Source organism: Arthrobacter cheniae (assembly GCF_003602275.1).
GTDB classification, from domain to species: Bacteria; Actinomycetota; Actinomycetes; order Actinomycetales; family Micrococcaceae; genus Arthrobacter_D; species Arthrobacter_D cheniae.
In genome coordinates this window covers 538,541-552,081 of record NZ_QZVT01000001.1, presented here as the reverse complement: position 1 = coordinate 552,081, position 13,541 = coordinate 538,541, and the positions used below count along the sequence as shown (strand labels likewise).

Genomic DNA, 13,541 nt, shown 5'->3' with positions numbered 1-13,541 from the left:
GGACGCCCGATCCGGGCTGGTAGTTTTGAACGGTGCTGATTTCAGACCGCGACATCAAAGCAGAGATTGCCGCCCGCCGGATCGTCCTCGAACCGCATGATGCCACAATGGTGCAGCCCTCCAGCGTCGACGTCCGGATCGACCGCTACTTCCGGCTCTTCGACAACCACAAATACGCGCACATCGACCCGGCCGAGGACCAGCCGGACCTCACGCGGCTCGTCGAGGTGTCGCCGGACGAGCCGTTCATCCTGCACCCCGGGGAGTTCGTCCTGGGGTCCACCTACGAGACCGTCACGCTGCCCGACGACATCGCAGCGCGCCTCGAAGGCAAGTCCTCACTGGGCCGTCTCGGGCTCCTGACGCACTCGACCGCGGGATTCATCGATCCGGGCTTCTCGGGACACGTGACCCTCGAGCTGTCCAACATGGCCACCCTGCCGATCAAGCTCTGGCCGGGCTCCAAGATCGGCCAGTTGTGCTTCTTCAAGCTGACGTCCCCGGCCGAGCACCCGTACGGCTCGGGTGAGTACGGCAACCGCTACCAGGGTCAGCGCGGCCCGACGGCATCCCGCAGCCACCTCAACTTCCACCGCACGGACATCTGAGCGCGCGGAGGTACGGGGCCTACGCCTCGGGAACGACGGCGCGGGTGACCTGCGCGGGCGGTTTGACCGGCAGCAGGACGAGGAGCCCCGCGAGCAGGACCACGAGGATGCCGATGACGCCGTAGAGCTGGGAGCCGAAGATCCCGATACAGAGGGCGAAGAGCGTGGGCGCAAGGAAGCTCACGGCCCGTCCCGTCGTCGCGTACAGGCCGAACAGTTCGGCCTCGTCGCCCACCGGAGCCAGGCGGGCGAGGTAGGCGCGCGACGACGCCTGCGCCGGTCCCACGAAGAGGGTCAGCAGCAGCCCGAAGACCCAGAACGTCGTGTCCGAGGTCCATTGCATGCCGAAGAAGGAATGTGTTTCGGTGCCCAGCAGGAGGATCGCGGTCCCCGCCACCAGGAGACCGATCAGAGCGCCGATGATGACGCGCTTCGGGCCGATACGGTCGTCGAGGAAGCCTCCGACCACGGCGCCGATCGCGGCGATGACGTTCGCGGCGATGGCGAAGACGATCACCATGCTGGCGGAGAAGCCGAAGGCCCCCGCAGCGAGGATGCCGCCGAACGTGAAGACCGCAGCGAGTCCGTCCCGGAAGATGGCGCTCGCGAGCAGGAAGAAGATGGTGTGCGGGCTCTCGCGGTAGATCGCCTTCACGCGCCGCACGAGGAGCCCGTACGAGGCGAGGAATCCGAGCTGGGCCGCCTTGCTCCTGCGCGGGACCTCCGGCACAGCGAACATCACGGGCAGGGCGAACGCGGCGAACCACAGCGCGGAGAACACGGCCACCAGGCGGATGTTCAGCCCGTTCTCGCCCGACGCGCCGGCCCAGTCCACCACCGGCTGGATGAAGACGACGAGGACCACCACCAGCGCGACGATTCCTCCCACGTAGCCCATCGCCCAGCCGAAACCGCTGACCCGGCCCACGGTGGCGGGCGTCGAGATCTGGGTCAGCATCGCGTTGTAATTGACGCCGGCGAACTCGAAGAAGATATTGGCTGCAGCGATGAGGGCGACGCCGAGGATGAGCATCTCGGGGCTGGGGAACACGAAGAAGCAGAGCGCCGTCAGGACGGCGACGATCAGGGTGTTCACGCCGAGCCATAGCTTCCGGCGGCCCCCGCTGTCGGAGCGCTGACCGGTGACTGGCGCGAGCAGGGCGATCAGCAGTCCGGCTCCGGCGAGCCCCCACCCGAGTACCTGGGATGCGCGCTCCTCCCCGCCGAAAGCCTCCGAGGTGAGGTACACGGTGAACACGAAGGTGGTCATGACGGCGTTGAAGGCGGCCGAGCCCCAGTCCCAGGACGCCCAGGCCAGGACGGGCTTGCTGAAGATGCGGCCGGAACCCACGGAGGGGACGAGGGCGGGGGCTTCCGCGGGCTGCGGAACCTGCTGGTGCGTACTCATAGGGTGAATGCTAACGCCGTATGATCCCTGTCACGCCTGGACCGCCGGGGTGTCGAGTGGGAGTGCCGCCCCGGCTGCGATGTCAGGTCCGGCTGCCCGGCTGGATAGACTGGAACCAGCCCGACCGACCCCCAGTGGAAGATCGAGACCCCATGCTCACCGTGCTGATCGCGATGTTCGCGTTGGCACTCGTGGCGCCCGTTCTCTTTCCCCGGCTCGGCAGGTCGGCCTTCCTCCTCCTCGCCGCCGCTCCTGCGGCCGGCTTCGCCTGGCTCCTCGTGCAGCTACCGCGGGTCCTGTCCTCCGATCAGGGCGCGCCGACCGGCCGGCCGAACGCCCCGCCCTCGGTCACCGTCCCCTGGATCCCCAGCCTCCAGCTCGAGCTGGCCTTCCGCCTCGATGCCCTCGCAGCCGTGCTCTGCATCCTGATCCTCGGGGTCGGGGCCCTCGTGCTGGTCTATTGCGCCCGCTACTTCGAGAGCGACGACCCGGATATCGGCGCCTTCGGTGCGCAATTGCTCGCGTTCGCCGCATCGATGTTCGGACTGGTCCTGGCCGACGACCTGATCCTCATGTTCATCTTCTGGGAACTGACGACGATCCTGTCCTACCTGCTCATCGGGTACTCACGGCACCGCCTCTCCGCCCGGCGTTCCGCCCTCCAGGCCCTCATCATCACGACCCTCGGCGGCCTGGCGATGCTCGTGGGACTCGTCATGATCGGCCAGGAGGCCGGGACGTACCGCATCTCGGAGATCCTCGCCGGGGCGGAGGCGCTCGTGGCACGCGGTCCGCTGATCGACGTCGCCGTCGCCCTCGTGCTGGTCGGTGCCATCACCAAGTCGGCGCTCGTGCCCTTCCACTTCTGGCTTCCCGGCGCCATGGCGGCGCCGACCCCCGTCAGCGCCTACCTCCACGCCGCGGCCATGGTGAAGGCCGGCGTGTTCCTCGTGGCGCGCTTCGCTCCCGGCTTCAGCGAGACGGCGCTCTGGCATCCGGTCATCTTCGTGCTCGGCATGGCGACGATGCTGCTCGGCGGCTGGCGTGCCCTGCGCCAGTTCGACCTCAAGCTCGTCCTGGCGTACGGAACGGTGAGCCAGCTCGGCTTCCTGACGATGGTGGTGGGACTCGGAGGGCGCGACGGCGCGGTGGCCGGCCTCGGCCTCCTCCTTGCCCACGGTTTCTTCAAGGCGACCCTCTTCCTGGTGGTGGGCATCATCGACCACCAGTCCGGGACACGGGACCTCCGCATCCTGTCCGGGGTGGGAGCCACGTCCCCCGCCCTGTTTGCCGTCGCCCTCGTCGCCGCCGCATCGATGGCGGGGGTACCGCCGCTGCTGGGCTTCGTCGCGAAGGAATCCGTCTACGAAGCCTTCGTGCACCGGGGCGGCGACGGTGTGGCCGGGACGCTCCTGCTGGGCGGGATCGTGCTCGGATCCGTCCTCACCTTCGCCTACAGCGCCCGATTCGTCTGGGGCGCATTCGCCCTCAAGCACGGGACGCCGCAGACCGACTTCGGGCGCGTCCGGGCTTCCTTCCTGCTGGCTCCCACCGTGCTCGCCGCAGCGTCCGTGCTGTTCGGTCTCTGGCCGGCTCCGCTGGACACCGCCATCCAGCCGTATGCCGACCTGTTCCCGTCCGATGGCGCTTCCTCGCACCTGGCACTCTGGCACGGCGCCAACCTGCCGCTCCTGCTCTCGGCCGTCACCCTCGCTGCGGGAGCGGCGCTGTACCTTCTCCGGGCACCGTTCGAGAGGGTGCAGGGGCGGCTGCCCGCCGTCCGCGAGGCCGAGGTCCTCTACCGGTCCGCCGTCGGTGTCCTGGACGACGTCGCGGTATGGATCACGGGACGGACCCAGCGTGGTTCGCTCGCGTTCTACCTCTTCGTCATCCTGTCCACTGCCGTCGTCACGCCCCTCACCGCCCTGATCATCTTCGACGCGCCGATGCCCACCAGCTTCCGGATCGCGCAGTCACCGGCGCAGGTCGTGGCCGCGGCCGCGATCCTCGTGGGCATCGTCGCCGCGCTGCGGGCTACGAAGCGCTTCATGGCCGTGCTCATGGTCGGTATCACGGGCTACGGCATGGCTGTCATCTATGCCCTGCACGGGGCACCGGACCTCGCCCTGACGCAGTTGCTCGTAGAGACGATCGTGCTGGTGGCCTTCGTCCTCGCACTGCGCTCGCTGCCGGCCCGCCTCTGGACGAGAGCCGAGAGCCGGCACCGGCTCCTGCGCGCGGGGCTCGGGATAGCCTTCGGCGGCATCATGGCTGTCATCGCGATGTCCTCCATGGCCTCGAGGAACGCGGCGCCCATCTCGCTCGCCTATCCCGAGATGGCCTATGACGAGGGCGGTGGTGCCAACGCCGTCAACGTGCTGCTCGTGGACATCCGCGCCTGGGACACGCTCGGCGAGATCACTGTCCTGGCCATTGCAGCAACGGGCATCGCGAGCCTCATCTTCATCCGCGGGCGCGGAGATCGACGGCGCCGGGCCGACGGCGTCGAGGACGGATCCGTGGACCGGGGCCAGGAGCCGCTGGACGCAGGAGGCAGGGCGGGCGCGGCGCGGACCCTCGCCGCGCGCTTCGCGGACGTCTCCCGTGACCCCTGGCTGGTTGCGGGGCGGACCCTGGCTCCCGAGCGGCAGTCCATCATCTTCGAGGTCATCACGCGGCTGCTCTTCCACACCATCATCGTGCTCTCGATCTACCTCCTCTTTGCCGGGCACAACCTGCCGGGTGGCGGATTCGCAGGAGGGCTTACCGCGGGCCTGGCACTCGCCATCCGCTACCTGGCGGGCGGTCGCTTCGAGCTTGCGGAAGCCAGCCCCGTCAGCGCCGGTACCCTCCTCGGCGTCGGTCTCGCGATCGTCTCGCTGACAGCGGCGGCGCCCCTGTTCTTCGGCGGCGCTGTGCTCGAGAGCTACATCCTGGAGTTCTGGGTACCGGTCTTCGGCGACGTGAAGTTCGTGACGTCGACCATCTTCGACGTCGGCGTCTACATCATCGTCATCGGGCTGGTCCTCGACGTACTGCGGAGCCTCGGGTCGGAGATCGACGAGCGGAGCGAGACCGACGACCCGGTCGAGGAGGACGCCGACACGGACGCCCTCGTTCCGCCCGCCACCGAGGGAGCGCGGCGATGACGGTCAACATCACCCTGATCGTGCTCATGGCGGTGTTCTTCGCCGCCGGGATCTACCTCCTGCTCGAGCGCAGCCTGACGCGCGTGCTCCTCGGACTGATCCTCATGGGCAACGGGGCGAACATCCTGATCCTCGCCACGAGCGGTGAGGGCGGGAAGTCACCGCTCTACGTCTCGGGCACCGCGGCCGAGGACTACACCGACAGCCTGCCGCAGGCCCTGATCCTGACGGCGATCGTCATCACCTTCGCCGTTACCGCCTTCATGCTCGGCATCATCTACAGATCCTGGGTGCTCGGCCGCGAGGACGATGTCCAGGACGATCCCGAGGACCGCCGCGTCGCCGACCAGGACAGCTACGACTACGAGGACGACGCCGACATCATCGCCGACACGACCGAATTCGCCGACGAGGGGGAACCACGATGATCGCCGCCGATCTCGCGCCGCTCGCCGTCGTCCTGCCGTTCCTCGGAGCAGCCGTCACCTTCATCCTCATCCGCCACTCCAGGGCGCAGCGCGCGGTGAGCATCACCACGCTGAGCGTGACGCTGCTGATCGAGGTGGTGATGCTGCTTGCCGCGCCTGCCGCCGGGACGCACGCGGTGCGCCTCGGCGGGTGGGAGCCACCCTTCGGCATCGTGCTCGTGGTGGATCAGTTCTCAGCGCTCATGCTCGTGGTCTCCTCCGCCGTCAGCCTCTCGGTGCTGATCTATGCCGCGGGCCAGGGCATGGCGGACGGCGACGAGGACGGGCCGGTCTCGATCTTCCACCCGACCTACCTGATCCTCGTGGCCGGGGTGTCGAACGCCTTCCTCACGGGTGACCTCTTCAACCTGTACGTGGGGTTCGAGATCCTCCTGACCGCGAGCTACGTCCTCATGACCCTGGGTGGCACGGCACCGCGCATCCGCGCGGGCGTGACATACGTCGTCGTGAGCGTGGTGTCCTCCATGCTGTTCCTCATCGCGATCGCCATGATCTACGGAGCCACCGGGACCATCAACATGGCCGACCTCGCCGTGAAGCTCGAAACGGTGGATCCCGCGACGCAGTTGGTGCTCCACCTCATGCTGCTCGTGGCATTCGGCATCAAGGCCGCCGTCTTCCCGCTCTCCTTCTGGCTCCCGGACTCCTACCCCACGGCACCGGCGCCCGTGACCGCGGTGTTCGCCGGACTGCTCACCAAGGTGGGCGTGTACGCGATGGTGAGGGTGGAAACCCTGCTCTTTCCCGGCGACCGCATCAACTCCCTCCTGATGGTGGTGGCCCTCCTCACGATGCTGGTGGGAATCCTGGGCGCTCTGGCGCAGTCGGACATCAAGAGGCTGCTGTCCTTCACCCTCGTCAGCCATATCGGGTACATGGTCTTCGGACTCGCGATCTCCACGCGGCTGGGGCTGGGTGCGGCCGTGTACTACGTGGCGCACCACATCACCGTGCAGACGAGCCTCTTCCTCGTCACGGGCCTGATCGAGCGCCGTGGAGGCACGGCGAACGTGGACCGCCTCGGCGGCCTCGCCAGGCTGTCGCCGCTGCTCGGGATCCTGTTCTTCCTGCCGGCCATGAACCTGGCGGGCATCCCGCCGTTCTCCGGCTTCCTCGGCAAACTGGGACTGATCCAGGCCGGTGTCGAGCTCGGTACGCCGCTGTCCTACGTCCTCGTGGCCGGGGGAGTGGTGACCAGCCTGCTCACGCTCCTGGTCATGGCGCGCGTCTGGAACCGTGCGTTCTGGCGCAGCCCGGTCGACGCCGAGAACCCGGATCCCATCCTGCTCGCCAGCAAGGCGGACGGCTCCAGCTTGGGCACGTCACGGCACGTGACGGAGGAGGACACCGGCCGGTTCGCCGGCAAGGACCCGGTCAGGCTGCTGCCCGGTTCCATGACGGGTCCCACGATCGGCCTCGTGGCACTCGGGCTGGCGCTGACGGTGCTCGCCGGCCCCCTCTTCGCGCTGAGCGACGACGCCGCCCAGGAGATGCTCGACCGTACCCCGTACATCGAGGCAGTGCTCGGAGCGGGGGCGGACGAATGAGCCGGCAGCACATACCCCTCATCACGGAGCTTCCACTCGTCATCTGGCTCGTCATCGTCTGGGGTGCGCTCTGGCAGGACTTCGGTCCCGGCAACCTCGTCTTCGGGGCGGTCATCGCCTACGCCGTCGTGAACTTCTTCTACCTCCCGCCCGTCGAGCTGACGGGCCGCTTCAACGTGCTCTGGGTGGTGCCGTTTCTCGGCCGGTTCCTCCTCCAGCTGGTGACAGCGAGCGTCGAAGTGTTCTGGCTGGCGGTGAGCAAGGGTCCGAAGCTGCGGAACGCGGTCGTCGCAGTGGAACTCCGCAGCCACTCCGACTTCCTCGTGACCGCGACCGGGCATGCCCTCTCCCTCATCCCCGGCTCCCTCGTGCTCGAGGTGGACCGTTCGACGTCGACGCTGTACCTCCACTGCCTGAACGTCGCGTCCGAGGAGGACGCCGAGGTGATCCGACGTGACGTCCGGGCCACGGAGGCGTGGCTGATACGGATCATGGGAACCAGGGCGGACTTCGCCGCGCTCCGGGCAGAGGAGGCTCTCCCGTGACAATCGTGATCTATGTCGTCGGAGGAATACTGTCGGTCGCCGCGGTCCTGGCGCTCTACCGGGCTGTCCGTGGGCCGTCCATCCTGGACCGGGTCCTTGCGCTCGACGTCGTCCTCGCGATCATCGGTGCGGGGCTCGTCGTCTCCATGGTGGCGAACCGGCACCTGGACAACCTGATCCTGCTCGTCGCGATCTCCCTCATCGGATTCATCGGCTCGGTCACCGTGGCCCGGTTCGTCACGGACAGGAAGTAGGGCCATGCTTCAGGACGTCGTCGTGTCCGTCCTCCTCATCGCCGGAGCGCTCATGTCACTCGCGGCCGGAGTGGGCCTCGTCCGCTTCCCCGACCTGCTCTCGCGGATGCACGCCGCGACGAAGCCGCAGGTCCTCGGGCTCCTGCTGTTCCTGCTCGCATTGGCCGTCGAGAACGGCACCTGGCTGCTCGTACCCCTTCTCGTGCTGTGCTGGGTCTTCCAGCTGCTCACCAGCCCGGTGTCCGCCCACATGGTGGGCCGCGCGGGCTACCGCACACGGCACCTCCGTCGGGATCTCCTCACCCTGGACGAGCTCGACGACGTCGTGGCGCGGGCGGCGGGCGAAGGTGCTCCGGAGGATCGCCGACCGCCCAGGCAGGGCGGGCACCCGGGCAGGGCGGTACCGCGGGGCGATTCCGGCGTCCCGGAAGCCTGACGGGCGCTCGGTTGCCGGGCCACGCATCGAGACGGAACGGCTCGGCGGATCCGCGAGCGGACGTCCGAACCGGTGTGCTCTACTGGGGGGCATGGTGGACAGGAGCAGGACTTCGCAGCCGGAGGGAGGCGCCCTGACGGCGGCCGCGGAAGCCTATGAGGTGGCACTGCCAGGGTTGCGGGCGCAGTTCGCCATCGACGGCCTCGACCGCACCGGCGTACCGACGTGGGCGACGTGGTGGCGGGGTTCAGGCGCGGCTCTGGGCGGCGTCGGGTACGGTCCGTCAGCGGCGCAGGCGCGCGTCGGCGCCCTGGGCGAGACGGTCGAGAATGCCTTTTCCCTCATGGCGCTGGCGCGCTTCGAGCGGACGACGGCGTCGTACCGGGAACTCCGACGTCGGTGCGGCGCAGCAGGGGTTGCCGACCCGCGGACCCTGGGGCTGCCGGCGGGCTCGTCCTATCACGACGACATGGTCCTGACCTGGCTGCCGATGCGTCGCGCCCGCGCCATGCAGGACGCGGGCAGCTCGGATCCGAGAGGCGTGCCGAACCTCGAACTCGACGGGGAGGCCGTGCTCGTACCGGTCGACCTCGTTGCGAGCAGCCCCTCGGAGCTCAATGGCCAGGACACGGGCGAGCGGCTCCTGATGCCTGTCGCGAACGGGATGGGCGCGGGGACGAGCCTGCGGCAGGCCGTCGTCCACGGCGTGCTCGAGATCCTTCAGCGCGACGGCAACGGCCTCACCTTCCGGGCGCTCGATCGGGGTGCCGTCGTGGAGCTGGGCCCCGATGACGGGGACGCCGAGACCCGCCAGGCGCTCGAAGCCCTCCGCGCGGCCGGCGTGGACGTGATGGTGAAGATCGCCTCGACCGACCGCGGGGTACCCAACCTCTACGTGGTCGGGCACGCGCCCGGTGATGATCTCGTCATCGCCACAGCCTGCGGCGAGGCGGCTCATCCCGATCGGGATGTGGCGCTGCGCAAGGCGGTGCTGGAGTTCGCTTCCGCCAGGGCGCGCAAGGCGTTCATGCACGGTCCCCTGGCCGCGGTTCGACGTGTCGCGCCGCGGGACTACCTGGACGACGCGCTGGCAGTCGTGGATCCGGCGGCTGAGGAACCGCGTGTCCTCGAAGCAACCGTGGGCTGGTTGACCTCCGGCCCGGAGCAGGAGGCAGCGGTGCGGGCTCGCCTGGACGCCACGGTGTTCTCCCGCCGGTCCACGGTGCGGTTCGGGGACCTGCCGACCAGCCCCACCGCCGATCCGGCGGTGATCATGGCCGAGCACGGTCTCGAGGTTCTCGTCGCCGATCTGACGCCACCGGAATCCACCGGCGACGGAGCCGCACGGGCAGTCAAGGTCGTGGTGCCCGGAACCGAGGTGGAGACGGTCGCCTATGCCCGGATCGGTGAGGCAGGTGTGCGGAGACTGCTCGACGATGGTCGGGACGATCTCTCGCGCGTGGGCCGGCGGCCCGAGGGCGACGGGTGGCGCGAGGTGATCCTGACGCCCGAGGCCGTCGAACGGCTCGGCGGGCCGGCGTGGCTGGACCGGGACGCCGTCGACGCCCTCGCGACCGGGCTGCTGCCGCTGTACCGAGAGCCCGGCCGGCATGCCGCTCGGCTCGTCCTCGGTGAGCGTCAGCGCCTGTGACGGCCGCGACGATGTGATGAGGACGAAACTGCAATGACGGCGAAACAGAGCGCCGACGAGTTCGAGAGATACGTCCTCGACCAGGGTGAGCAACCCGGGGGAACACCGGTGGTGCTGCTCGACGACGCCGCCGTAGCTGCCGGAGCAGACCCATCTTTGTTGATCCCGGGCATCATGGACCCGCTCCCGGAGCTGCTCCGACAACCCGAGCCGTTCACGTACGAGGCCTACGTCCTGCAGAGCGTCCTCGGGGAATTCCTGCTCGAGAGTGTAGGCGCCGGTTGGTCCCACGCGGAGCTCGAGGCCATTCCGCGAGTGGCCCTGAACTTCCACGACGTGTCGCCGGAACACCTCGAAGTGGCGGACAGACGGTTGACCAAGCTCGCAAGGCTTCGTGACCTCCTGGCGGACGGGGGGAACGGGGAGCTCCACCCCCGGGTCGTCGTCCTCCTGTTCGACGGGTACAGGGACGCGGCAGAAATGGTCGTCCCGATCTGCGAACGGCTCGGACTCCAGGTCGTGATCCTGCCCATCGCTCTCGAAGTCGAGGACGACCGTGCCGGCACCCTGAGCGACGACGAGTTGACCCGGCTGGCCCGCAGGCACGCTCTGGGTTTCCACACGCTCACCCATCGCGCGGCGGACCAGGTCACACCCACGACGGTGACCGCCGAGGTGACCGACGTCGTGCACCGGCTCACCGGTCTTGCCGGTCGCACACCCCGCGTCGGTGCGTGGTGCGGCGGTGCACGCTTCGATGACCGCCTCCTCGGGAACCGACGACTGCGTGAGCTCGGGGTGACCGACCTCATCTCCAACTGGTCCTGGGAGACGATCCAGGACGTAGCAGGAAGGGACGGGGTGTCCCACGTGGTCGGGGAGTGCGCGGACCACAACGGACTCCGGGCCCTCCCGGACGATTCATGACGGTGTAGCCCTGAAGTGGCGAGGGTGGAGGACGGTAGGGTTGCTGCTGATCGAGGGGTAGGACAATGGGCAGAGTGCGGGCATGAACGGGCGGCGGCGGCGGGATGCTGTGGTGATCGAGGATGACGCCGACATCCGCCAGCTGCTCGTCATCGTGCTGTCCTCGCGAGGCTTCACCGTGCACGAGGCCGCCACCGGCACGGAGGGCCGGCGACTCGTGGACGAGCTTGCACCCCAACTCGTCACGCTCGACCTCAACCTGCCGGATATGGACGGCATGGACCTCTGCCCGACGCTCCGGGCCACCTCGAACTCACACATCGTCACCATCTCCGCGCGGCCCTCGCAGCTCACCGCAGAGCAGTGCCTCGCGGTCGGGTCCGACCACTTCATCGCGAAGCCCTTCAGTCCCCGCGTGCTCGGCGCCTACGTGGACGGTGTCTTCCCCAGCCCCGGCGCTGCGTAGCCCGGGACCAGCGTCGAGGTCGTCCTGGACTTCTGAGGCCGGGCGTGAAGCGGCCCCCCATGCCTGGTCCTAGTGGTGGCCGTGGTGCCGGCGCAGGTAGGTCACTCCGCTGCAACCCGTCGCGACGGCCAGGCTGATCAGGCAGACGGCCACGCCGTTCCACGGCGCGAGGCCGCGGAAGGTGACCATCATCCCGAGCCCGGCGGTGGTGAGGGCGAGGACCGCGCAGGCGAGGACGACGGCGGCCGGGCGGATGATCGGGTGTGCGGTCGGGCGTACGGTTGCTTCCCTCATTCCTTCGCGTCCTTCCGGTCGGCCGCACCCATGAAACCGGCAGGGCTGTCATCGGGTGTGTGTACCTGCTGCAGCTCGGGGTGGTGGAGGTCCAGGGCGGGCCGTTCGGAGCGGATGCGGGGCAGCGAGGTGAAGTTGTGGCGGGGAGGAGGGCAGGATGTTGCCCATTCCAGCGACGCGCCGAAGCCCCACGGGTCATCGACGTCGACCTTCTTGCCTCGCCGCCAGGTGATGTAGACGTTCCAGAAGAACGGGATCATCGAGGCTCCCAGGAGGTAGGAGCCGATGGTGGAGAACTGGTGCATGGCTGTGAAGCCGTCCTCGGGCAGGTAGTCGGCGTATCGCCGGGGCATGCCTTCGACGCCGAGCCAGTGCTGGACGAGGAACGTGGCATGGAAGCCGAGGAAGAGCATCCAGAAGTGGATCTTCCCCCACCGCTCGTTCAGCATGGTCCCGGTGAACTTCGGCCACCAGAAGTAGAAGCCGGCGAACATCGCGAAGACCACGGTCCCGAAGACCACGTAGTGGAAGTGCGCCACGACGAAGTAGGTGTCGGAGACGTGGAAATCGAGTGGCGGGGAGGCCAGGATGATGCCGGTGAGACCGCCGAAGAGGAAGGTCACGAGGAAGCCGATGCTCCACAGCATCGGCGTCTCGAATGTGAGGGATCCGCGCCACATGGTGCCGATCCAGTTGAAGAACTTCACACCGGTCGGCACCGCGATGAGCATGGTCATGAAGGCGAAGAACGGTAGCAGGACCGCGCCGGTGACGTACATGTGGTGTGCCCAGACCGTCACGGAGAGGGCGGCGATCGCGATGGTCGCGAACACGATGCCCTTGTAACCGAAGACCGGCTTCCGGCTGAAGACCGGGAAGATCTCCGTGACGATCCCGAAGAACGGCAACGCGATGATGTACACCTCGGGGTGCCCGAAGAACCAGAAGAGGTGTTGCCACATGATGGCGCCGCCGTTCTCCGGATCGAAGATGTGTGCTCCGAAGCGGCGATCCGCGCCGAGGGCGAACAGGGCTGCTGCGAGGACCGGGAACGCCATCAGGACGAGGATCGAGGTGACGAGCGTGTTCCAGGTGAAGACGGGCATGCGCCACATCGTCATGCCGGGGGCGCGCATGCAGATGATCGTCGTGACGAAGTTGACGGAGCCGAGGATGGTACCGAACCCTGCCAGCGCCAGTCCGAAGACCCATAGGTCCCCGCCGATGCTGGGCGAGAAGGCGACGTTCGCAAGAGGTGGATAGGAGGTCCAGCCGAAGGAGGCACTGCCCTGGGGTGTGAAGATGCCGAGACCGGCGATGACGCCGCCGAAGAGGTAGAACCAGTACGCCAGCCCATTCAGCCGGGGGAAGGCGACGTCGGGTGCGCCGATCTGCAGCGGCATGATGACGTTCGCGAAGCCCGCGAACAGCGGCGTCGCGAAGAGGAGCAGCATGATGGTTCCGTGCATGGTGAACAGCTGGTTGTACTGCTCCTTGGTCTGCAGGATCTGCATTCCGGGTGCGAACAGCTCCGTCCGGATCAGGAGCGCCTCGACTCCGCTCAGGCAGAACCACACGAAGGACGTGATGATGTACAGGTAGCCGATCTTCTTGTGGTCCGTCGTCGTGAGCCAGTCCACGACGACACTTCCCCGCACCCGGGTGCCCGGCGCGGCTGCGGACTTCGCTGCCAGGGTCAGATCTGCATATTCAGCGGTCACTGTTGCTCCTGCCGTGCGGTGTCATCGTCTGGATCAGGGCGGGGCAG

General features: G+C 68.1%; 13 protein-coding genes. 10 read left to right on the top strand and 3 right to left on the bottom strand.

Annotated elements, in window-relative coordinates; translation table 11 throughout:
* Window positions 1–32: 32 nt before the first annotated feature.
* Entirely contained in the window at window positions 33–608 is a 576-nt protein-coding gene (gene dcd / locus D6T63_RS02600; RefSeq protein WP_120147437.1) for a dCTP deaminase, read from the top strand.
* Window positions 609–627: 19 nt separating this feature from the next.
* Here the strand turns inward: dcd and D6T63_RS02595 are convergent, their stop codons facing one another.
* Window positions 628–2,016 (bottom strand): MFS transporter, encoded by a 1,389-nt coding sequence (locus tag D6T63_RS02595; RefSeq protein WP_120147436.1) that lies wholly within the window; start codon window positions 2,014–2,016, stop codon window positions 628–630.
* 152 nt (window positions 2,017–2,168) lie between these two features.
* On the opposite strand from D6T63_RS02595, the gene D6T63_RS02590 reads away from it, so the two are divergent.
* The 9 genes from D6T63_RS02590 to D6T63_RS02550 all read left to right on the top strand — a co-directional run bounded on the left by D6T63_RS02590 (window position 2,169) and on the right by D6T63_RS02550 (window position 11,479).
* Complete coding sequence (locus tag D6T63_RS02590; protein ID WP_120147435.1) at window positions 2,169–5,165, top strand: Na+/H+ antiporter subunit A; 2,997 nt, start codon at window positions 2,169–2,171, stop codon at window positions 5,163–5,165.
* Window positions 5,162–5,593, top strand: coding sequence for a Na(+)/H(+) antiporter subunit C (locus tag D6T63_RS02585; protein ID WP_120147434.1), 432 nt, complete (start codon window positions 5,162–5,164; stop codon window positions 5,591–5,593). The genes D6T63_RS02590 and D6T63_RS02585 overlap by 4 nt, the downstream gene beginning before the upstream one ends.
* Window positions 5,590–7,200, top strand: coding sequence for a Na+/H+ antiporter subunit D (locus tag D6T63_RS02580; protein ID WP_120147433.1), 1,611 nt, complete (start codon window positions 5,590–5,592; stop codon window positions 7,198–7,200). The genes D6T63_RS02585 and D6T63_RS02580 overlap by 4 nt, the downstream gene beginning before the upstream one ends.
* Window positions 7,197–7,745: a Na+/H+ antiporter subunit E gene (locus D6T63_RS02575; RefSeq protein WP_120147432.1), complete on the top strand. Its 549-nt coding sequence runs from the start codon at window positions 7,197–7,199 to the stop codon at window positions 7,743–7,745. Before D6T63_RS02580 ends, D6T63_RS02575 begins: the two co-directional genes overlap by 4 nt.
* Window positions 7,742–7,999, top strand: a complete 258-nt coding sequence (locus D6T63_RS02570; protein WP_120147431.1) for a monovalent cation/H+ antiporter complex subunit F — start codon at window positions 7,742–7,744, stop codon at window positions 7,997–7,999. Before D6T63_RS02575 ends, D6T63_RS02570 begins: the two co-directional genes overlap by 4 nt.
* Window positions 8,000–8,003: 4 nt before the next feature.
* Window positions 8,004–8,435: a monovalent cation/H(+) antiporter subunit G gene (gene mnhG / locus D6T63_RS02565; protein ID WP_120147430.1), complete on the top strand. Its 432-nt coding sequence runs from the start codon at window positions 8,004–8,006 to the stop codon at window positions 8,433–8,435.
* 91 nt (window positions 8,436–8,526) lie between these two features.
* Window positions 8,527–10,086, top strand: coding sequence for a YcaO-like family protein (locus tag D6T63_RS02560; RefSeq protein WP_120147429.1), 1,560 nt, complete (start codon window positions 8,527–8,529; stop codon window positions 10,084–10,086).
* 33 nt (window positions 10,087–10,119) lie between these two features.
* On the top strand, window positions 10,120–11,013 hold the full coding sequence (locus tag D6T63_RS02555) for a polysaccharide deacetylase family protein (protein WP_120147428.1): 894 nt from the start codon (window positions 10,120–10,122) through the stop codon (window positions 11,011–11,013).
* An 82-nt stretch (window positions 11,014–11,095) separates the two neighbouring features.
* Entirely contained in the window at window positions 11,096–11,479 is a 384-nt protein-coding gene (locus D6T63_RS02550) for a response regulator transcription factor (protein ID WP_120147427.1), read from the top strand.
* Between the two features lie 69 nt (window positions 11,480–11,548).
* Here the strand turns inward: D6T63_RS02550 and D6T63_RS02545 are convergent, their stop codons facing one another.
* Together D6T63_RS02545 and ctaD are read right to left on the bottom strand one after the other, a co-directional pair.
* Window positions 11,549–11,773, bottom strand: coding sequence for a hypothetical protein (locus D6T63_RS02545; protein WP_120147426.1), 225 nt, complete (start codon window positions 11,771–11,773; stop codon window positions 11,549–11,551).
* Window positions 11,770–13,467 (bottom strand): aa3-type cytochrome oxidase subunit I, encoded by a 1,698-nt coding sequence (ctaD, locus tag D6T63_RS02540; RefSeq protein ID WP_407923695.1) that lies wholly within the window; start codon window positions 13,465–13,467, stop codon window positions 11,770–11,772. The genes D6T63_RS02545 and ctaD overlap by 4 nt, the downstream gene beginning before the upstream one ends.
* Between the last annotated feature and the right edge of the window lie 74 nt (window positions 13,468–13,541).

Coding starts and splice junctions, on each gene's coding strand:
- D6T63_RS02595 (WP_120147436.1), bottom strand. CDS start 2,016: ATGAGTACGCACCAGCAGGTTCCGCAGCCCGCGGAAGCCCCCGCCCTC.
- D6T63_RS02590 (WP_120147435.1), top strand. CDS start 2,169: ATGCTCACCGTGCTGATCGCGATGTTCGCGTTGGCACTCGTGGCGCCC.
- D6T63_RS02585 (WP_120147434.1), top strand. CDS start 5,162: ATGACGGTCAACATCACCCTGATCGTGCTCATGGCGGTGTTCTTCGCC.
- D6T63_RS02580 (WP_120147433.1), top strand. CDS start 5,590: ATGATCGCCGCCGATCTCGCGCCGCTCGCCGTCGTCCTGCCGTTCCTC.
- D6T63_RS02575 (WP_120147432.1), top strand. CDS start 7,197: ATGAGCCGGCAGCACATACCCCTCATCACGGAGCTTCCACTCGTCATC.
- mnhG (WP_120147430.1), top strand. CDS start 8,004: ATGCTTCAGGACGTCGTCGTGTCCGTCCTCCTCATCGCCGGAGCGCTC.
- D6T63_RS02560 (WP_120147429.1), top strand. CDS start 8,527: ATGGTGGACAGGAGCAGGACTTCGCAGCCGGAGGGAGGCGCCCTGACG.
- D6T63_RS02555 (WP_120147428.1), top strand. CDS start 10,120: ATGACGGCGAAACAGAGCGCCGACGAGTTCGAGAGATACGTCCTCGAC.
- D6T63_RS02550 (WP_120147427.1), top strand. CDS start 11,096: ATGAACGGGCGGCGGCGGCGGGATGCTGTGGTGATCGAGGATGACGCC.
- D6T63_RS02545 (WP_120147426.1), bottom strand. CDS start 11,773: ATGAGGGAAGCAACCGTACGCCCGACCGCACACCCGATCATCCGCCCG.